We start from the raw sequence: 20,163 nt of genomic DNA, 5'->3' as shown, positions 1-20,163 counted from the left end.
TATGAAAGGAGCTTATAATTATGACGAAAGATATGACAACCGGAAATCCACTGAAATTAATTCTTTTCTTCTCACTTCCTGTATTGTTCGGAAATCTGTTCCAGCAGTTCTACAGTATGGTAGATACCATCATTGTAGGACAGTTTTTGGGAGAAGATGCCCTGGCTGCTGTAGGTGCAACCGGTTCTATTATGTTTCTGGTACTTGGTTTTGCATCCGGACTTGCCCAGGGATTCGGTGTTATGGTATCACAGGCTTTCGGTGCAAAGGATGAAAGCCGTTTAAAGCATATTGTTGCTTTATCCTTCCTCTTAACCATAATCATTTCCGTGGTTCTTACCGCATTGACTGTTACTACTTCCCGGGAGCTTTTAATCTTTATGAACACACCGGATAATATTCTTGATATGGCAGACTCTTATATCCGGGTTATCTTCTGGGGTATCATTACCAGTATGATGTACAATGTTGTTTCCGGAATTTTAAGAGGTGTTGGTGACAGCAAGACTCCATTATACTTCCTGCTGTTTTCCTCCGCTCTTAATATTGTGCTGGATTTATTCTGTATTGTAACTTTAAAATTAAATGTTGCAGGTGCTGCATATGCCACCGTAATCTCACAGGGTATTTCCGCTGTTCTCTGTCTTATTTATATGTACCGTAAATTCACGATTCTCCGCACCAGAAAAAGTGATTACTACATCGACCGCGTGACAACCGCCCAGATGATGGGACTTGGTATCCCGATGGCTTTGAACTACTCTCTGATAGCTGTTGGTTCCATGATTCTTCAGTCTGCAGTAAATGTATTTGGTTCCAGTGCTGTTGCAGCCTTTACTGCTGCATCCAAGGTAGAACAAATTTCTACCCAGCCAATGCCAGCTCTTGGAACCACAATGTCTACTTACTGTGGTCAGAACTTAGGTGCCGGAAAATACGAACGCATCTTCGATGGCATGAAGAAGGCCTTTGGAATCGCCCTTGGAACTGTTGCAATTGCTGCATTCATCTGTACTGTATTTGGCCGTTCCATTGTTTCCCTTTTCTTAAGCGAACCGACGGAAGCCATTTACAGTTATGCCACACAGTACTTAAATACCATCAGCTGCTTTTTCTTCTTTCTTGCTCTTATTTACCTTTATCGTACTTCTTTGCAGGGACTTGGAAAAGGTATCATGCCTATGGTCAGCGGTATCTTTGAAATGATTTGCCGTGTCGGTGTCGTATGGCTCCTTTTAAATCCATATGGATACTGGTCAGTCCGTCTGGCAAGCCCGGTAGCATGGATTGGTGCCGGTGTACCACTTATGATTTCCTATCTTGTTTGGAAGAACCGGAAAAAGAAACAGCTCTGCAGTCAGGCTGTATAAAATCCTGAGCCTGCAATGCTGCAGCACGCAGAAAAGAAGCCCCATCCTCTGAATCATCAGACGATGGGGCTTCTACTTATTTACGCGAGTAGCTCGCAAAGCGTGTTTCTCGTAGTTTACTTATTACTTATTTCATATTCCAGTTTATGCAACCGGATTTCCGCACTTGGTACAAAACTTATTTCCAGCTACAAGCGGAGCACCACATTTACTGCATACCGGCTGTACTGGCTGCTGTGGCGGCATTGGCTGTCCCTGGAACTGTCCCTGCTGCTGTGGCGGCATTGGCTGTCCCTGGAACTGTCCCTGCTGTGGTGGCACATTTCCATACATATTCTGCTGTGGCATTCCCTGATATCCGTTCATCATTTTCTGTCTGATTAATGGTTTCTCAGCTTGAAGTACGTTGATAATAATCAACAGATCCAACACTACAATTGCCAGAATAAACAATATATTAAATATAAATCCGGCTGTAACTTTCGCTGTACAGTAATTATCTGTTGCTTCCTTATTTACTCCGACGCAAAGTGCAATCCAGAAAATAAAGTCAACAACTGCACAGCTTCCGGATGCGATTGCAGCAATTTTGTCTTTTAATACGCTCTTTAAGCACCAGAGAGCCAGCATAGCGATTGGAAGCAACAGCATTATAATGCAGATTACTTTTGGATCTGTTACACTTTCACCCTCTATCTTAATACCTGTCATAGCTTTAAAAGCGCTGATTTTAATATTTCCATATCCTGCACAGGATACCATAAATGATGGCACAAAGAAAAATACCATTAATAAAATAGATAACAGACGAATGATATTTTTCACATGAATGTGCTTTGTAAAATCATTTCCAGAATTCATTTCCTTCTCCTTTAGTTTCCAAACTGAGTTAAATTATCAGTTACTTCGTAAGTATAATCAACCTTCTGAGTTACAACCAGATCATTAAACATCTGTGCCCCATCTGTATAACCATCAACATTATACCATCCGTCATCATACTCTAAATCAGTATATCCTTCGATATCACCGTATGTATTGAAACTCTGGCTTCCATCAGATAATGCCATTATATTTGTATATTTTACCGGGAAGTATACAACAGTTGGCTCAAATGCACTTTCTGCACTGGTTACAGTTGTCGAAAATACCAGATAAAGGACGTTCGTATCACCCCATGTATCACTGTTTTTTGCAACCAGATAATAAGAACCTTCATAACTGAATCCGGAATTTCCAATATAGGAATTGTTATTTGCAAAATATGCATCTAACGCATCTGTTGCTTCATTTTTCATGGAATCCAGATTGTCTGCTGAAATATCTGCAGCAGATGTTACATAAGAATCTACTCCGGATACAGTATATTCTTTTGATGTCTGTGTGAATTTGTAACCATTTGCCAATGCATTCTCTTCTGATTCATCAACTGTTAAAGTTACGGTATCTCCGACATCAAGACTGTCATAATCTTCAAAATTGAACCACAGATAACGTAAGTAATCATCATCTGAATTATTGGTCCAGTCTGGATATACATAAGGTGGTGTTCCTGAGAAGGTTACCTCGATATCTTCAAACGGATCAACTTCTTTTACTTCTTCCAGTCCTTCTACTGTAAATTCCTGTTCTTTGGAAAGAATTTTAACTCCTGCTTTTTTCTCATAATCTTCATTCCATGAAGCAGTAACGGTTACCACATCACCATTTGACAGGTCTGAATCCGGTTTCACATCAAAAGTAATACTGTCAATCAAATCCCAATTACTACTTCCCATCAAATCTGTGAGGTCACTCCAGTCAAGGTCATCAAGAGATTTTACATTTTTAAGTTTCTTTCCCTGTGCCTTGATAACAGCTTCACTGAATCCGGTCTCGTCAAAATCAACATATGCTGTTCCCGCTGTTTCATATCCGTTATACTCTACAGAAATATAATCGTTGATATTTACTTTCTTTTTCTGATTCTTCACTACCACAAGTGCAACAATTGCAACTACTACAACTGCAATGACTGCAATAAGCAATGCCCATAACTGTTTCGTCATCTTAAATGGTTTCTTAGGCGGGCGTGCCTGCTGTGGCTGTCCCTGGAACTGTCCCTGCTGCGGCTGCGGCTGTCCCTGGAACTGTCCCTGCTGTGGTCTTCCCTGGAACTGTCCCTGGAACTGTCCCTGCTGTGGTCTTCCCTGGAACTGTCCCTGCTGCGGCTGACTCTGGAACTGTCCCTGCTGCGGCTGTCCCTGGAACTGTCCCTGCTGCGGCTGTCCCTGGAACTGTCCCTGCTGCGGCTGACTCTGGAACTGTCCCTGCTGCGGCTGACTCTGGAACTGTCCTTGCTGCGGCTGTTCCTGTACCGGTGTTTTCTGTTCTGCCGGCTGTTCCTGTACCGGTGCTTCCTGTTCTGCCGGCTGCTCCTGTACCGGTGTTTCCTGCTCTGCCGGCTGTTCCTGTACCGGTGCTTCCTGCTCTGCCGGCTGTTCCATCTCCCCTTTTAATTTCTGGCCACAATTTGGGCAAAAATCTGCATCATCACCCACTTGTGTGCCACAATTACCACAAAATGCCATTTTCATTTTCCTCCTTCGTTTTACCATGATATGTTACTTGCTTTTATACATTAACAAGTTAAACTATTTCAATTCTACACAATATTTTGTGGTTGGTCAATCAATTTTACCAAGAATTTACACTTTAAATCCTATAATTTTCTTGCACAGGCAAGTGCTAATGCTCCCGGTCCGATATGGCAGGATACATTTAAAGAAAGCGGATCCATCATAATGTCTGTAATCCCAAATTCTGCTTCCACTTCTTTGCGGAATTCCATCGCTGCACTTATATCTCCAGTGTATGCAATACAAAGCTGCATCTCATCCTGACACTCCTTAAAGCGGGATGCATAGTCATCTTTTACTGCTTTTATCATAATGCTTTTTGCCTGCTTTACCGTTCTGGCTTTTGCAAAAGCATCCAGCTTTTCACCCTGAATCTGTAATACCGGTTTTAATTTCAACAATGTTCCCAGTGCTGCTGCTGCCGGTGTAATTCTTCCACCTTTTTTCAGATAGTAAAGGGTATCTACCATGATATAAATGCTGGACTGGAATTTTGCATCCTCTAAAATATCTTTAATCTCTTTTCCGCTCTTGCCACTCTCTGCCAGCCTGATTGCATCAAATACGGACTGTTTCTGTGTTACAGAAATTCTCTGATTGTTTACTACAAAAACCCTGCCCTCATACTCTTCATCTGAAGATAATGCTGTTGCTGTCTCACAGGAACTGCTCAATCCACTGGATAAAGGAATGTATACTATTTCATCATATTCTTTTAAAAGCTCATCCCAACGGTCTGTAAGGTCTCCTACTGCCGGCATGGATGTTGAAATCTCTGCTCCATCTGTCAGATGCTCATAAAATGTATCCTGTGTCAGATTGATATCCTCAAACAGTGTTTCACCATTTATAAAAAAAGGCATTGGTAATACGCTAATCCCTAACTGCTGCGCTTCTGCCTGACGAATTCCACTGGAACTGTCTGTAAGAATAACTACCTTTCCCATTTTTCTTCCTCCTTGCTGTTCAGACTTCATGTTACACAATGAAATAATTGTAACATATTTTGCAAATCAAAACAACTGCCCCCAAAAAACTAACATCAGGAAAAAAACTGCATAGTAAAACTCCTGACTGCATTATCCGCAGCCAGGAGCTCTCTATCCTTACTTTTCAGTAATATATTTTATTTTCTTATTACATCATTCCCATACCTGGGTTTCCTGCCGGCATTGCAGGAGCATCTTCTTTGATATTTGCTACAACAGATTCCGTTGTAAGTAATGTAGATGCTACAGATGTTGCATTCTGCAAAGCACTTCTTGTAACCTTAACCGGGTCAAGGATACCAGCTTCTACCATATCTACATATTCTTCTGTTGCTGCATTAAATCCGATACCAGGAGCGGACTCTTTTACTTTATTAATAATAACTGCACCTTCAAGACCTGCATTTGCGGAAATGTAATACAATGGAGCCTCCAATGCTTTTAAGATAACCTTTGCACCGGTCTTCTCATCACCTTCCAATGTCTCAGCAAGCTTTGCAACCTCTTTGGATGCATGGATGTATGCAGAACCGCCACCTGCGATGATTCCTTCTTCGACTGCTGCTCTTGTTGCATTCAAAGCATCTTCCATACGAAGTTTTGCTTCTTTCATTTCTGTCTCTGTTGCAGCACCAACACGGATAACTGCTACGCCGCCTGCCAGTTTTGCAAGTCTTTCCTGTAATTTTTCTTTATCAAATTCAGATGTTGTCTCTTCAAGCTGTGCACGAATCTGGCCGATTCTTGCCTGGATTTCTTCTTTATTTCCTTCACCATCAACGATAACGGTGTTCTCTTTCTTAACCTTAACAGATTTTGCACGGCCAAGCTGTGCCATAGTAGCATCTTTTAATTCCAGACCAACTTCTTCTGAAATTACCTGACCACCGGTAAGGATAGCGATATCTTTTAACATTTCTTTTCTTCTGTCGCCATATCCTGGAGCTTTTACTGCTACAACGTTAAATGTTCCACGCAGTTTATTTACAATCAATGTAGTTAAAGCTTCACCCTCGATATCTTCAGCAATGATAAGAAGTCTGGAACCGGACTGAACAATCTGTTCTAACAGTGGAAGGATTTCCTGAATGTTGCTGATTTTCTTATCGGTAATTAAGATGTACGGCTCATCTAAAACTGCTTCCATCTTATCCATATCTGTGCACATATATGCGGAAATGTATCCACGGTCAAACTGCATACCTTCTACCAGGTCAAGCTCTGTCTGCATGGTCTTGCTCTCTTCAATGGTAATAACACCATCATTGGAAACTTTTTCCATTGCATCTGCTACCATGTTGCCAACGCTTTCATCACCTGCGGAAATAGATGCAACTTTTGCAATCTGGTCTTTTCCGGTTACTTTAGAAGACATTGCTGCGATTGTTTCAACTGCTTTTTCAGTTGCTTTCTTCATACCACGTCTTAAAACGATTGGGTTTGCACCAGCCTCTAAGTTCTTCATTCCTTCCTGAATCATTGCCTGTGCAAGAACGGTTGCTGTTGTAGTACCATCACCAGCAACGTCATTGGTCTTGGTTGCTACTTCTTTTACAAGCTGTGCGCCCATATTTTCGAATGCATCTTCCAATTCGATTTCTTTTGCAATGGTAACACCATCATTTGTGATTAATGGAGCGCCATATGATTTATCCAGTACAACGTTTCTTCCTTTTGGTCCGATTGTTACTCTGACTGTATTTGCCAGTTTATCAACTCCAGCCTCTAATGCTGTTCTGGCTTCTGTTCCATATTTGATTTCCTTTGCCATAATTTCTTACCTCTTTCTTCTATTTTCCTATTTTATTATTTGTTTTATTTACCAATTATCAATTCGATTATTCTACTACTGCAAGAATATCATTCTGCTTTACGATGATATATTCTTCGCCATCCAGTTTTACTTCTGTTCCGGCATATTTAGAATAAATAACCTTCTGTCCTTCTTTTACCTGCATGGTAACTTCTTTGCCATCTACCACTCCGCCAGGACCAACTGCGATTACTTCTGCTTCCTGTGGTTTCTCCTGTGCAGCACTTGCTAAGATAATTCCGGATTTGGTTTTTTCCTCTGCTTTTAACTGTTTTAATACAACTCTGTCTGATAATGGTACTAATTTCATGATTCATTGCCTCCTTGATTCGGTCTCTTTGTTTTCTTTCTTTTTTATTAGCACTCATTCAAACCGAGTGCTAACTGATAGTCATATAATAGTTTCTGCGTCTCTTTTTCGCAAGCCTGACCATTTTTTATTTTTCTCTTGTTTCCTTATATTTACTCTTAATATCTCGTTTTTTCTCTCGTTTTCTCACTTTCTGTAATTTGTAACGATTTAATACTTTTTTTAGATTTGTTTATGAAATCAGTCCAAAATGCTCCAATCCCTTATAAATGCCGTCTTCGTGCAATGGTGCTGTGATATAATCCGCTGCTTCTTTTGCTGCTTTGGTACCATTTCCCATGGCAATTCCATGCTGCACATGCTTTAACATTTCCACATCATTGATACTGTCTCCAAATGCATAGGTATCTTCTTTCTCAATACCAAGAAGCTCACAGGTTTTTTCGATGCCGGACGCTTTGGAAAATCCTTTTGGAACAAACTCTGCACATGCCGCATCATGCACCAGCGGTGTGAAATTCTCTTCCAGATGGGAAAGTACCTTAAGATAAGTATCATCCGGTGTGGAGCAGGAAAACTTACTGATTTCCATAATTGCTTCATTTCCCGTTACCGGCAGCAAATCCTCTCCCAATGTCTCTTTTAGTTTCAAGCCATAAGGGTCTTCTTCAAATTCTTCCAGATCCATATACAAATTCCGGCTTCCCTCATATACCGTAGGAATTCCATACTCTTTTAATATATGTATGGTATCCTCTATCAATTCCTGTTCTAATTTTTTATAAAAAAGTGTTTTTCCATCCATCTCTATCCAGGTACCGCAGCCTGCCACAATTCCGTCGAATCCCAGTGTCAGCAATCTTTCATCCTGAATAAATGCTCTGGTTCTTCCGCTGCAGAGAAATGCCAGATGTCCATTTTCCCGCAGCTTCCGGATTGCTTCCTTTGTGCTCTCCGGTATCACAAAATGCTCGTCCCACAATGTTCCATCAATATCAAAAAATACTGCTTTCCTGCTCATTCTCTTTATGTCCTTTCGCTGTTTTCTTCTCGCTCTTTTTGTCACAAGGGTTATTTTATGCCCCAAAAGCAGAATGTGTCAACCACGAAAAAGCCGCCTGCCACAGCTCACCCTCCGGTGCACCATAGTCAGACGACTTTCTTCTATCATTATATTGTAATTTTCATTACTGTACGGAAAGATAAGAATATCCCATCAGACTTTCGTCTACTTCACGGGCTGCTTCTCTTCCTTCACGGATTGCCCATACAACCAGGGACTGTCCTCGATGCATATCTCCTGCTGTAAAGACATTTTCCACGTTGGTCTTGTAATGACCGGCTTCTGTTGCCACATTGGTTCTGGCATTTAAGTCTACGCCGAATGCTTTGGCAATGTAATCTTCTGTTCCAAGGAAGCCTGCTGCAATCAGAACCAGATCACAATCTAACTTGCTTTCAGAGCCTGGTACTTCCACCATCTGCATCCGTCCGGTCTTTTCATCCTTTTTGCCCTCTAATTTTACGGTTTTTAATCCGCAGAGCTTACCGTTCTTGTCTTTTAAGAACTCTTTTACGGTTGTCTGGTAAATACGAGGGTCGGAGCCGAACATGGCAATTGCTTCTTCCTGACCGTAGTCTGTCTTGCAGACTCTCGGCCACTCCGGCCATGGATTGTTCTCAGCACGTTCATCCGGTGCCTTTGGCATCATTTCAAGCTGGATGACACTGGCTGCGCCGTGACGGATAGAAGTTCCGACACAGTCATTTCCGGTATCTCCACCACCGATGATAACTACTTTCTTTCCCTTGGCAGAAATATATTTGTTATCTTTAAGCTCGGAATCTAAAAGGCTCTTGGTAGTTGCCTTTAAGAAATCTACTGCAAAGTAAATGCCTTCTGCATCTCTGCCCGGAGCTTTGATGTCTCTTGGATTCTTTGCTCCACAGGCTAAGATGACACGATCATATTCTTTTAAGAGTTTTGCCGGCTTGATGTCTTTTCCAACATTGACATTGGTAATAAACTCGACACCCTCTTCTTTCATTATATTAATCTTACGGTCAATAACCCATTTTTCCAGCTTCATATTCGGGATCCCATACATCAAAAGTCCACCGACACGATCATCTCTTTCAAATACGGTAACGGAATGTCCTCTTTTATTCAACTGGTCTGCTGCTGCAAGTCCGGCAGGACCGGAACCGATGATTGCAACCTTCTTTCCGGTACGGACTCTTGGAGGTTTTGCTGCAGCATATCCTTTTTCATAGGCATTTTCAATGATTCCATGCTCATTTGCCTTACAGGTTACCGGGTCTTCCCAGTGTCCACAGGTACAGGCCGCTTCACAAAGTGCCGGACATACTCTTGAGGTAAATTCCGGGAAGTTGTTGGTCTTGGTCAGACGGTTATATGCCTGCTCCCAGTTGTTGGTATACAAAAGGTCATTCCACTCCGGTACCAGATTATGCAGCGGACATCCGCTGGTCATTCCCATGATATTCATACCAGCCTGGCAGAACGGCACACCGCAGTTCATACAACGTGCTGCCTGTACTCTTTGTTTCTCTTTTGAGAGAGGGGTATGGAACTCGTTAAAGTTCTTGATACGCTCCTTTGGTGCAACCGCTGCTGCATTCTCTCTGTCATATTCCATAAATCCTGTTGGTTTTCCCATTTTGCGTCCCCTCCTTAATTTCTTGTATTCGCATAAAATGCTTCAATCTGTGCCTGTTCGGAAGACAATCCTTTTTCTTCCATCTGAACAATTGCCATTAACATACGGTTATAATCGTATGGAATTACTTTCTTGAACTTCGGCAGATACTCACTGAAGTTATCTAAGATTTCTTTTCCCTTTTCAGAATTGGTCAAAGCTACGTGTTCTTTAATCATATCTTTTAATTCCATAACATCATATTTGTTTCCGACTTCTTCTGAGAATACCATTTCCTTATTGATTCTGGTATAAAGGTCGTTGTCCTCATCTAATACATAAGCGATACCACCACTCATTCCGGCTGCAAAGTTTTTACCAGTCTTACCAAGGATAACCACACGGCCACCGGTCATGTATTCACATCCATGGTCACCGACACCTTCTACTACTGCAGAAGCTCCGGAATTTCGTACGCAGAAACGTTCTCCTGCCACACCACTGATAAATGCTTTACCACTGGTTGCACCGTAAAGTGCTACGTTACCGATGATAATATTTTCATCCTTCTTATATTTCACACCTGCCGGAGCGTAGACAACCAGTTTTCCACCAGAAAGTCCTTTTCCGAAGTAATCGTTGGAATCTCCTACCAGCTCTAAGGTAAGTCCCTTTGGAATGAATGCGCCAAAGCTCTGTCCGCCGGCACCGGTACATTTTACGATAAAGGTATCTTCCTCTAAAGTATCGTCATATTTCTTTGTAATCTCGGAACCAAAGATGGTACCAAAGGAACGGTCTGTATTGCTTACTTCTACATCAATGCTTCTCTTCTGTTTCTTATCCAGTGCAGAAGAAAGCTGTTTTAACAGTACAGTTTCGTCCTTGGTCTTCTCCAGTTCGAAATCGTATACATGTTTTGGATCAAATGTAACTTTCTCCTTTGGTCCTGCAAACGGGTTATTCAAAATCTTGGAAAGGTCGATTTCTTTTTCCCGGTCTGTCAAATCCTCTCTTACCCGGAGAAGGTCACTTCTTCCTACCATTTCATCAATGGTACGGCAGCCTAACTTCGCCATGATTTCTCTTAATTCTTCTGCAATAAACCGCATGAAGTTCTCTACATATTCCGGTTTTCCCGCGAAACGTTTCCGAAGCTCCGGATTCTGTGTTGCGATTCCGGCAGGGCAGGTATCCAGATTACATACACGCATCATCACGCATCCCATGGTTACCAGCGGTGCAGTTGCAAATCCGTACTCTTCTGCTCCAAGCAATGCAGCAATTGCTACATCACGGCCGCTCATCAGCTTACCATCTGTCTCGATTCTTACCTTATTACGAAGTCCGTTCATAATCAGAGTCTGGTGTGTCTCTGCAAGTCCAAGTTCCCAAGGAAGTCCTGCATTATGGATAGAACTGCTTGGTGCTGCACCGGTACCACCGTCATATCCGGAAATCAATACCACCTGTGCACCCGCTTTGGCAACACCGGCTGCGACTGTACCCACACCTGCTTCTGATACCAGTTTTACGGAAATTCTTGCATCACGGTTGGCATTCTTCAAATCGTAAATTAACTGCTCCAAATCCTCGATGGAGTAGATATCATGATGAGGTGGCGGTGAAATCAAGGATACACCCGGTGTGGAAAGTCTTGTCTTTGCAATCCAAGGATATACTTTCTTGCCCGGAAGATGTCCACCTTCACCAGGTTTTGCACCCTGTGCCATCTTAATCTGAATCTCTTCTGCACTGACTAAGTAACGGCTGGTTACACCAAACCGGCCGGACGCTACCTGCTTGATTGCAGAACATCTGTCCAGACTTGTATGCTTGCTTGCGATACGGTCCGGATCTTCTCCACCCTCACCGGTATTGGATTTACCATGTAAATGGTTCATGGCAATTGCCAGTGTTTCATGGGCTTCCTTGGAAATAGAACCATAGGACATCGCACCTGTTTTAAATCTTGTTACAATAGAATCTACGCTTTCTACTTCTTCAATCGGAACACCTTTTTTCGGGAAATTGAAATCCATCAGTCCACGAATATTAGCATCACGCTCTTCGCTGTTTACAAGGTCTGTGTACTGTTTGAACAGGTTGTAATCTCCACGTTTGGTTGATTCCTGTAAAAGGTGGATGGTTGCCGGATTATAAAGGTGAACATCTGCGCCACTTCTCATCTTGTGACGTCCCTTGCTGTCTAAAGTAAGGTCTGTCTCTAATCCCAATGGATCATAGGCTGCAGAATGCAGAGTATCTACATCTTTTGCAATGTCTTCCAGTGTAATTCCACCGATACGGCTTACGGTATTTGTGAAATATTTATCAATTACTGCGGAGTCAATACCAATTGCCTCAAAAATCTTAGAACCCTGATAAGACTGAATGGTTGAAATACCCATTTTGGAAGCAATTTTTACGATACCACTGATAATTGCCTGATTGTAATCATGGATTGCTGCATAGTAATCCTTGTCTAACATATGCTCGTCTACTAACTGCTTTACGGTATCCTGTGCCAGATATGGGTTGATTGCACAGGCACCATAACCAAGCAATGTTGCAAAATGATGTACTTCTCTTGGTTCACCGGATTCCAGAATCATTGCAACTGCAGTTCTCTTCTTGGTCTTTACCAGATGCTGCTGCAAACCGGATACTGCCAGAAGGGATGGGATTGCCACATGGTTCTCATCAATGCCACGGTCGGAAAGAATCAGGATATTTGCACCGTCACGGTATGCACGGTCTGCTTCTACAAACAGATGATCCAATGCTTTTTCCAGGCTTGTATTCTTATAATATGTAGTAGGAAGAACCACAACCTTGAATCCTTCTACTTTCATATTTTTAATTTTCATCAGATCTGTGTTGGTAAGAATCGGGTTATCTACCTTTAATACCTGACAGTTAATCGCCTTTTCTTCCAGCAGGTTACCATCTTCTCCGATATATACGGTAGTGGATGTAACCACTTTCTCACGAATGGAATCAATTGGCGGGTTTGTTACCTGTGCAAATAACTGTTTGAAATAATTAAACAGTGGCTGATGGTCTCCTGCCAGTGCTGCCAGCGGAGTATCAATACCCATTGCAGAAGTTCCTTCTCCTCCGTTTAATGCCATCGGAAGGATTGCTTCACGCAGTGATTCGTAAGTATAACCGAATGCTTTCTGCATTCTCTGACGCTCTTCTTTGGTATATTCCGGAACACGCTGATTTGGAATCTTTAAATCCTCCAGTTTAATCAGGTTACGGTCAAGCCATTCACCATAAGGCTGTTTGCTTGCGTAATACTCTTTTAATTCATCATCATCGATGACTCTTCCCTGGATGGTATCTACTAAGAGCATTTTACCCGGACGAAGTCTTTCTTTTACAACAATCTTGGTCGGATCAATATCAAGTACTCCGACCTCGGAAGAAAGAATCAGCTGGTCATCATCGGTAATATAATATCTGGAAGGTCTTAATCCATTACGGTCAAGAACAGCTCCCATGACATCTCCATCTGAGAAAAGAATGGAGGCTGGTCCATCCCACGGCTCCATCATGGTTGCATAGTACTGATAGAAGTCTTTCTTCTTCTGGGACATGGTATTGTTATTTGCCCATGGCTCCGGAATCATAATCATAACTGCCAGTGGTAAATCCATTCCACTCATTACTAAGAACTCTAAGGTATTATCTAACATTGCTGAGTCAGAACCTTCGGAATTAATAACCGGAAGGACTTTCTGCAGTTCCCCTTTCAGTTCTTCGGACTCCATGGTTTCTTCACGGGCAAGCATCTTATCTGCATTACCTTTGATGGTATTAATCTCTCCGTTATGTACAATGAAACGGTTCGGATGTGCTCTCTCCCAGCTTGGATTGGTGTTGGTTGAGAATCTGGAGTGTACGGTTGCGATTGCAGATTCATAATCTTTATCCTGAAGGTCTGCAAAGAACTGACGCAACTGGTCTACTAAAAACATTCCCTTATATACGATGGTTCGGCTGGAAAGGGATACTACATAAGTGTCATCATTGGACTGCTCGAATACCCGTCTTGCCACATACAGCCGGCGGTCAAAATCAAGTCCCTTGGCTACTTCAGCTGGGCGTCTTACAAATCCCTGCATGATATATGGCATACAGTCTACTGCTTTCTGTCCCAGTTTATCCGGGTCAGTCGGAACTTTTCTCCATCCTAAGAATTTCATTCCTTCCTTTTCCACGATAACCTCAAACATTTTCCTTGCCTGATTCCGTTTCAGCTCATCCTGTGGGAAGAAAAACATTCCGACACCATAATCTCTTTCTCCACCAAGTTCAATATCTGATTCCTTTGCTACCTTGGAGAAAAATTTGTGTGATACCTGAAGCAGAATACCAACACCGTCACCGGTTTTTCCTTCTGCATCCTTACCAGCTCTGTGCTTTAAGTTCTCTACGATTTTTAAAGCATTTTCTACCGTCGCATGGGATTTGATACCTTTGATGTTTACCACAGCTCCGATACCGCAGTTATCATGTTCAAAATTTGGATTATACATACCCTGTGCTACTGCTGTACTTTCATTCCACTGTTCTGTCATAATCGTTCCCTTTCTGCTTTCTCTTTATTTTCTGTCTTACTTTGTTACCTGCACTCTGCTGCTTTAAAGTGCTTTTATTTTCTGAACTAAGTTTACACCCGGCGTAATATACTTTGCAATAGTTTTTTTCTTACTATTGTCTGATTATTAGACAATTTATTTTATATTCTTTTATTGTATTTATATTTATCATTTTTTTGCATATAAAAAAGGCTTATTAAAACAATTCAACGTGTTTTTTGTTGAAAATATTTTTTCATAAGCCTTTTGAATTTGCCTGTTATTTTAAATTGTGTCTGAATTGTTTCTCAGTTGTACTGGGATTTCCTGGGAAGGTTTTGAGTGTATCTGCTCTTTACTTCTCTTTTCCACCACGGAAAGCCACCACCAGTAACACCACTATCAGCACGCTCTCCACCACGGTGTATATGACGCTTCCCGTCATGGATGCATCCATGAAATGAAACAGCTTTGTCTCGTTTCGAAGTACCGATACCAGATTCGTTACCATATGGGCTGCCATGGCTGCGCCAAGCCCTTCCTGTTCCATGATGACTGCCAGCAAGAGTCCTACCGCTGTGGCATAAAGGAACTGTACCAGATTAAAATGCATGGCTCCAAATATTACTGCCGATAATACAATTGCTGTCTTCACTCCCAAAAACGCTTTCAAACGCTGGTAAACGATGCCACGGTAAAGAAGTTCCTCTAAGAACGGAATTATGATACAGGTTCCAAGGATTTCTAATGCCAGAGTACTGCCGTAAAAAGCAGCACTTACTTCCTGATAGCTCTGCGATGTTTCTTTTAAGCCGGTATATCCGATAAGATTATTTAACACTACGCCAAATAAGCCTGCAGCTGCTGCAAATAAAATGGTTCGTGGCAGATTTGCCATTTTCCCGCCATCCTCTTTCCGATAGAAAGCATAGATAAAGGGAAATGCTATCACCGTTGCAATAATCTGATAAATCATATAATTTTCATTTGTCATTGTATGCATGAGATTTAACACAAACATCACAACGTTGGTTACTACAAAATAAATACCAATGGGATAAATCACTTCCCAGATGCGAAGTAGCTTATAATCTTTCAATATATTCTGCCGCCTCCTCAATACTGTCACAGATTGCTTTTGCACCAGCCTCCTGCAACTCTTCTTTCGTTCCGAATCCATAAGTGATACCGATGCAGTCCATATGTGCTTCTTTGGCTCCTGACACATCAAATCTGGTATCTCCAATCAATACTGCTTCGGTGGTATCATAAATATGCATCCGCTTTATCGTTTCCTGCAGCACCTCATATTTGCTGTCTATCCTGCCATCCATTGTGGCTCCCACCACTTCATCAAAATAGGAGAGGATGTGGAAATGCTCCAAAATACGCCGGCAGGATTCTTCCGGCTTGCTGGATGCCAGTCCGATACGATAGCCTTTTCGCTTGAGAGATTTCAAAGCATCCTCAACGCCATCAAAAAGGCTGCATTCAAAGATACCGATTGGATGATAGCGTTCCCGGTACTTAGCTACTGCCGCTACTGCGGTCTCTTCATCCATGCCATAATGTTCCATAAAAGTATTTTTAAGTGGCAGTCCGATAAAGAATTCAAGCTTATCTGCATCCGGTTCGTCAATACCATATGCCTTTAGGGCATACTGGGCACACTTTGTTATTCCTTCCTTGGAGTTGGTAATGGTTCCATCCAAATCAAATAAAACAATGTCTTTTCTGCCCTTCAGTTCCTGTTTCATCTGAAGCACCGTCTTTTTTAACACCGGATGCCAGAGATATGGTGCGATTTCACACAGCGGTTCTAACACAAACAGGCGGTTTGCCATATCAATATGCGGAATCGTAAGTTCCGGGGTAGATATCACTTCATCATCATAAAATAAAATATCAAGATCTATCGTTCTTGAACCCCAGCGCATCTTACGCTCCCGGTTGCCATGAGCTTCTATGGCATGAAGCTTCTCCAATAATTCTTCCGGTGTATACAGGGTTCGAAGTTCCAGACATCCATTAAAAAATGCGCCCTCCGCCACGCCACCGTATGGTTCTGTCTCAAGAATATCGGATATACGACCTACCTTACAGTCTTCTAAGTTCCGCAGTTCTTCAATGGCATCTTCAATATATTTTCTCCGGTCGCCCATATTGGAACCAAAGGCAAGATATACCTTATGCCAGCCCCGTTCTATTTCCACTGCCACATCTGATAAAGGCAGTCCCACCGGTGCCCATGGTTTATGTATGGAAAATTTTAATTTCTGAATCAATGGAAAATGCAATAACACTGCCCGTGCTGTCTGCTCTGCTGCAGCTTCAATCAGCTTATAGGTATGTGTCGTCAGAAATTCTGTTACAAAATGGCTGACTTCTCCATAATTTACCGATTCTGTCAAATCATCCGAATATCCTGCTTTTCTGGTTGGTAAATAAAGTTCCATATTGATTAGAAACTTCTGTCCAAGCTTTGTCTCCTCCGGGAACACTCCATGATTTGCAAATAGCTCAAGATTTTCTATGATAATCTTATCCATGTAATCCTCCATCCCTGATTGCTTCTGCCATCTTAATTGCCTCTGCATTGGCACGCACATTGTGTACGCGGACAAATCCGCAATGTGCCCATACGGCATAAGCACTGGTTACTGCTGTGGCTGTATCACGTTCCTTTGCCGGAACATCCAGCGTCAGACCGATTACCGACTTCCGGGATGTGCCAAGCAGCACCGGATAGCCCAGTTCATTCAGTTCTCCCACGCATCGGATAGCTTCTAAATTATTCTCATAAGTCTTGCCAAATCCTACACCCGGGTCTGTCATAATACCATCTTCACGAATCCCCGCTTCCTTTGCAAGACGTAATGTTTCCCGTAAATCATTTTTCATATCTTCCATAAAGTTCTTATAATCTGCTTCGTTGCGGTTGTGCATCAGACAGCATGCGGCATCATATTTTGCAATCACGCCAGCCATTTTATCATCTGCTTTCAGTCCCCAGATGTCATTTAAAAGATGTGCTCCTGCCGCAAGGTTAGCCTCTGCCACCTTACTTTTATAGGTATCTACGGAAACCGGCACATCAAAACGGCTTACAATTGCTTCTACCACCGGAACAGTACGCTCAATTTCTTCTTCATCAGAAATCTTTGTATAACCCGGTCTTGTGGATTCTCCACCCACATCGATGACATCTGCCCCCTGTGCCATCATTTCTTCTACATGCTTTAATGCAAGGTCTAACTGGTTATAACTTCCTCCATCCGAAAAAGAATCCGGTGTTACATTTAAGATTCCCATTACATAAGTATGATTTACTGTGTCAAATGTCCGATTGCCTATTCTCATTTTTCTTCTCCTTTTATGCTGTCTGTAGAACCTGCTACCAACAGCTTCTTGCGGATGCCTGGCAGCTTAAAACCAGGTCTCCGGTTTATTTTTCTCTTCTTCACTCCACTTGCAGCTGTCTGCTGCTTCACAGGCAAAGCACATACGGGATGCCTTATCCGCCCATTTCATAAGCTGTGTAAATGCTGTCTGCCATAATTTCTCCCCGTGCAGCTCACTGCAGGTCTCCCTGCGGTGAGCCAGAATTGCCTGGCAGATGATAGCTCCTTTTTCCTTCGGATAGCCTATAGTCGCAAAAATCTCTCCTGCAAATTCGGCAGATGCCGCTGCATGAGAGATTCCCTGTTCATATTCTTTCATACGACCGATATCATGAAGCAGGGCATAAAGATATATCATCTCTTCATCCAAACCAAGCTGCTCCTTTAAATTGCGAATCTGTGCCAGCCGTGCCACATCCATAAAATGTTCCATATTATGTCTGCAATAGATTCTGTCCGCTTCCAGACGGGCAATTTTCTTTACGGTTTTCCGGTATTGCTCCTGATGCAAAAGTCTCGCTACATATTCCATTTCATCACCATATCTAACGCACCATCTGGAAAAATTTATTTACCAGACGCTCATCCTCATTAAAGATTCCACGGGTCACATAAGTAACCGTCCTGCTGCCCGGCTTCTTAATACCACGCATCGTCATACACATATGCTCTGCTTCCATCATGACCATGACACCCTTCGGCTTTAACTGCTCCATCAGTGCATCTGCCACCTGTGCCGTAAGCTGCTCCTGAATCTGAAGCCGTCTTGCATAGATTTCCACGGTTCTTGCCAGCTTGCTGATGCCGACTACTTCTCCATTTGGAATATAAGCAACGTGGGCTTTTCCATAAAATGGCAGCATGTGGTGTTCACATGTGGAATAAAATGTAATATCTTTTTCCAGTACCATCTCATTATTGCTGGCATGAAATCTTTTCTTTAAAGGCTCTGCGGCATCCATGTCCATTCCGCCAAAGATTTCTTCATACATCCGTGCAATACGATCCGGAGTCTCAAGTAATCCCTCCCGGTTCACATCTTCGCCAATGCCTTCTAATATCAGTCGTACACCTGCTTCCACTTTCTCTTTATCTATCATTCTTCTGTCCTTCCCGATACTGTATGACAGCCTGCTTTGCCTCTGCAAGATATGACAGGGAGCCAAATATCAGCACCACATCTTCTCCCGAGCTCTCAGCAATTGCATGTCTTACCGCATCTTCAATCAAAGGTTCTGTTATTACTGTTTGATAGCCTGCTGCCTTCGCTTCCTCCGCCAGCTTCTCTGCCGGAAGTGCCCTGCCATTATGCGGCGTTACCGCATATACAGTTTCCGAATAAGGACGCATTATCTTTAAAATCTTCTCATGTGCCTTATCAGCAAGCACCCCTATTATATAGGTTATCTTACGATTTGTAAAACAGTTTTCCAGCGTTTTTGCAAGTTGCAGTGCTGCGCCCTCATTATGGGCACCATCCAGAATGCATAATGGTTCCTCTAAAACACGTTCAAAACGCCCATTCCAGCAGACCTTCTGAAAGCCATTTTGTATCACAGATAAGGTAAGCTGCGGAAATGTTTTCTCTTTCAATACTTCTATTACTTTAAGCGCACAGGCTGCATTGGCTGCCTGATAGGCACCGGTCAACAGGAGTCTTATCTTCCACTGTGAATTATCTTCTCTTACATAATCAAACTGCATTCCATTCATATCATACAAAAGATTTCTTATGGCATCCTTCTTCGGCTGGTACAGCTGTGCTTTAAGCCGCTCTGCCTCCTTGACAAGAACCTCTTTCACAGCATCTTCCTGCCAGGCAGATACCACCGGACAGTTCTCTTTTATGATTCCAGCCTTTGCAGATGCAATCTCTGATAACGTATTTCCCAGGAACTGCATATGATCCATGCTGATAGAAGTAATGACACTGCAAATGGGATGGGTAATCAGATTGGTTGCATCCTCTCTTCCCCCCATGCCGGTTTCCAATAACACCACATCACAGGCTTCTTCTTTAAAATATAAAAACGCTGCTGCAGTCTCCACCTCAAAGGAGGTCGGATGCGGAAGTCCTTTTTCTGTCAGTGTAAGACAGGCTGTCTTTACTTTTTCCATCAAGGCAGCGTATGCTTCTTCGGAAACTGCTTTTCCATTTATCTGCCAGATTTCCCGATAGGAAAAGACTGCCGGGGAACTATATCTGCCTACCTTTAAGCCGGCTTCTTCCAATACTGCCTGAAGCATTGCTCCAACGGAACCTTTTCCGTTAGTTCCTGCAATGTGAATAATAGATAAGTCTTCCTGCACATTGCCCAATTCTTTCATCAGTGCCCGGATACTGTCCAGTCCTAATATACTGCCATATTTTTTTGTTTCTTCTACAAATGCAAGTGCCTGCTGATATGTCAAT

General features: G+C 42.5%; 15 protein-coding genes. 1 reads left to right on the top strand and 14 read right to left on the bottom strand.

Features of this window, described 5'->3' with window-relative positions; translation table 11 throughout:
- Positions 1–20 precede the first annotated feature (20 nt).
- Complete coding sequence (locus DV740_RS01315) at positions 21–1,370, top strand: MATE family efflux transporter (protein WP_118056844.1); 1,350 nt, start codon at positions 21–23, stop codon at positions 1,368–1,370.
- 144 nt (positions 1,371–1,514) lie between these two features.
- Here DV740_RS01315 and DV740_RS01310 read toward each other — a convergent pair whose 3' ends face one another.
- From DV740_RS01310 to DV740_RS01245, 14 genes are all read right to left on the bottom strand, one after another.
- On the bottom strand, positions 1,515–2,231 hold the full coding sequence (locus DV740_RS01310; RefSeq protein WP_117698475.1) for a zinc ribbon domain-containing protein: 717 nt from the start codon (positions 2,229–2,231) through the stop codon (positions 1,515–1,517).
- An 11-nt stretch (positions 2,232–2,242) separates the two neighbouring features.
- Positions 2,243–3,940, bottom strand: a complete 1,698-nt coding sequence (locus DV740_RS01305; protein ID WP_158561493.1) for a zinc ribbon domain-containing protein — start codon at positions 3,938–3,940, stop codon at positions 2,243–2,245.
- 131 nt (positions 3,941–4,071) lie between these two features.
- Entirely contained in the window at positions 4,072–4,935 is an 864-nt protein-coding gene (locus DV740_RS01300) for a DegV family protein (protein WP_117698472.1), read from the bottom strand.
- Between the two features lie 190 nt (positions 4,936–5,125).
- A complete protein-coding gene (groL, locus tag DV740_RS01295; protein WP_022242509.1) occupies positions 5,126–6,748 on the bottom strand; it encodes a chaperonin GroEL in 1,623 nt (540 codons plus the stop codon).
- 67 nt (positions 6,749–6,815) lie between these two features.
- Positions 6,816–7,100: a co-chaperone GroES gene (gene groES / locus DV740_RS01290; RefSeq protein ID WP_022242508.1), complete on the bottom strand. Its 285-nt coding sequence runs from the start codon at positions 7,098–7,100 to the stop codon at positions 6,816–6,818.
- Positions 7,101–7,332: 232 nt separating this feature from the next.
- A complete protein-coding gene (locus tag DV740_RS01285; RefSeq protein WP_117698471.1) occupies positions 7,333–8,121 on the bottom strand; it encodes a Cof-type HAD-IIB family hydrolase in 789 nt (262 codons plus the stop codon).
- 166 nt (positions 8,122–8,287) lie between these two features.
- Positions 8,288–9,781, bottom strand: a complete 1,494-nt coding sequence (locus DV740_RS01280; RefSeq protein ID WP_118087326.1) for a glutamate synthase subunit beta — start codon at positions 9,779–9,781, stop codon at positions 8,288–8,290.
- A 14-nt stretch (positions 9,782–9,795) separates the two neighbouring features.
- Complete coding sequence (gltB, locus tag DV740_RS01275; protein ID WP_118087325.1) at positions 9,796–14,349, bottom strand: glutamate synthase large subunit; 4,554 nt, start codon at positions 14,347–14,349, stop codon at positions 9,796–9,798.
- Between the two features lie 355 nt (positions 14,350–14,704).
- Complete coding sequence (locus DV740_RS01270; protein WP_158561492.1) at positions 14,705–15,448, bottom strand: CPBP family intramembrane glutamic endopeptidase; 744 nt, start codon at positions 15,446–15,448, stop codon at positions 14,705–14,707.
- Complete coding sequence (gene folK, locus DV740_RS15245; RefSeq protein ID WP_330415568.1) at positions 15,435–16,898, bottom strand: 2-amino-4-hydroxy-6-hydroxymethyldihydropteridine diphosphokinase; 1,464 nt, start codon at positions 16,896–16,898, stop codon at positions 15,435–15,437. Before folK ends, DV740_RS01270 begins: the two co-directional genes overlap by 14 nt.
- On the bottom strand, positions 16,891–17,709 hold the full coding sequence (gene folP, locus DV740_RS01260) for a dihydropteroate synthase (protein WP_118087323.1): 819 nt from the start codon (positions 17,707–17,709) through the stop codon (positions 16,891–16,893). The genes folK and folP overlap by 8 nt, the downstream gene beginning before the upstream one ends.
- Before the next feature lie 66 nt (positions 17,710–17,775).
- The gene (locus DV740_RS01255) at positions 17,776–18,282 is read right to left on the bottom strand and encodes an HD domain-containing protein (protein ID WP_117840850.1); all 507 of its coding nucleotides are present in this window, start codon (positions 18,280–18,282) and stop codon (positions 17,776–17,778) included.
- A 13-nt stretch (positions 18,283–18,295) separates the two neighbouring features.
- Positions 18,296–18,850 (bottom strand): GTP cyclohydrolase I FolE, encoded by a 555-nt coding sequence (gene folE / locus DV740_RS01250; RefSeq protein ID WP_118087322.1) that lies wholly within the window; start codon positions 18,848–18,850, stop codon positions 18,296–18,298.
- On the bottom strand, positions 18,840–20,162 hold the full coding sequence (locus DV740_RS01245) for a bifunctional folylpolyglutamate synthase/dihydrofolate synthase (RefSeq protein WP_118087321.1): 1,323 nt from the start codon (positions 20,160–20,162) through the stop codon (positions 18,840–18,842). The genes folE and DV740_RS01245 overlap by 11 nt, the downstream gene beginning before the upstream one ends.
- Position 20,163 lies beyond the last annotated feature (1 nt).

The organism is Roseburia sp. AF02-12 (assembly GCF_003461765.1).
GTDB lineage: Bacteria > Bacillota > Clostridia > Lachnospirales > Lachnospiraceae > Roseburia_C > Roseburia_C amylophila.
Note: the sequence above shows the minus strand (reverse complement) of the source record. Positions and strands in the feature narration are given on the sequence as shown.

Coding starts and splice junctions, on each gene's coding strand:
- DV740_RS01315 (WP_118056844.1), top strand. CDS start 21: ATGACGAAAGATATGACAACCGGAAATCCACTGAAATTAATTCTTTTC.
- DV740_RS01310 (WP_117698475.1), bottom strand. CDS start 2,231: ATGAATTCTGGAAATGATTTTACAAAGCACATTCATGTGAAAAATATC.
- DV740_RS01305 (WP_158561493.1), bottom strand. CDS start 3,940: ATGGCATTTTGTGGTAATTGTGGCACACAAGTGGGTGATGATGCAGAT.
- DV740_RS01300 (WP_117698472.1), bottom strand. CDS start 4,935: ATGGGAAAGGTAGTTATTCTTACAGACAGTTCCAGTGGAATTCGTCAG.
- groL (WP_022242509.1), bottom strand. CDS start 6,748: ATGGCAAAGGAAATCAAATATGGAACAGAAGCCAGAACAGCATTAGAG.
- groES (WP_022242508.1), bottom strand. CDS start 7,100: ATGAAATTAGTACCATTATCAGACAGAGTTGTATTAAAACAGTTAAAA.
- DV740_RS01285 (WP_117698471.1), bottom strand. CDS start 8,121: ATGAGCAGGAAAGCAGTATTTTTTGATATTGATGGAACATTGTGGGAC.
- DV740_RS01280 (WP_118087326.1), bottom strand. CDS start 9,781: ATGGGAAAACCAACAGGATTTATGGAATATGACAGAGAGAATGCAGCA.
- gltB (WP_118087325.1), bottom strand. CDS start 14,349: ATGACAGAACAGTGGAATGAAAGTACAGCAGTAGCACAGGGTATGTAT.
- folK (WP_330415568.1), bottom strand. CDS start 16,898: ATGGATAAGATTATCATAGAAAATCTTGAGCTATTTGCAAATCATGGA.
- folP (WP_118087323.1), bottom strand. CDS start 17,709: ATGAGAATAGGCAATCGGACATTTGACACAGTAAATCATACTTATGTA.
- DV740_RS01255 (WP_117840850.1), bottom strand. CDS start 18,282: ATGGAATATGTAGCGAGACTTTTGCATCAGGAGCAATACCGGAAAACC.
- folE (WP_118087322.1), bottom strand. CDS start 18,850: ATGATAGATAAAGAGAAAGTGGAAGCAGGTGTACGACTGATATTAGAA.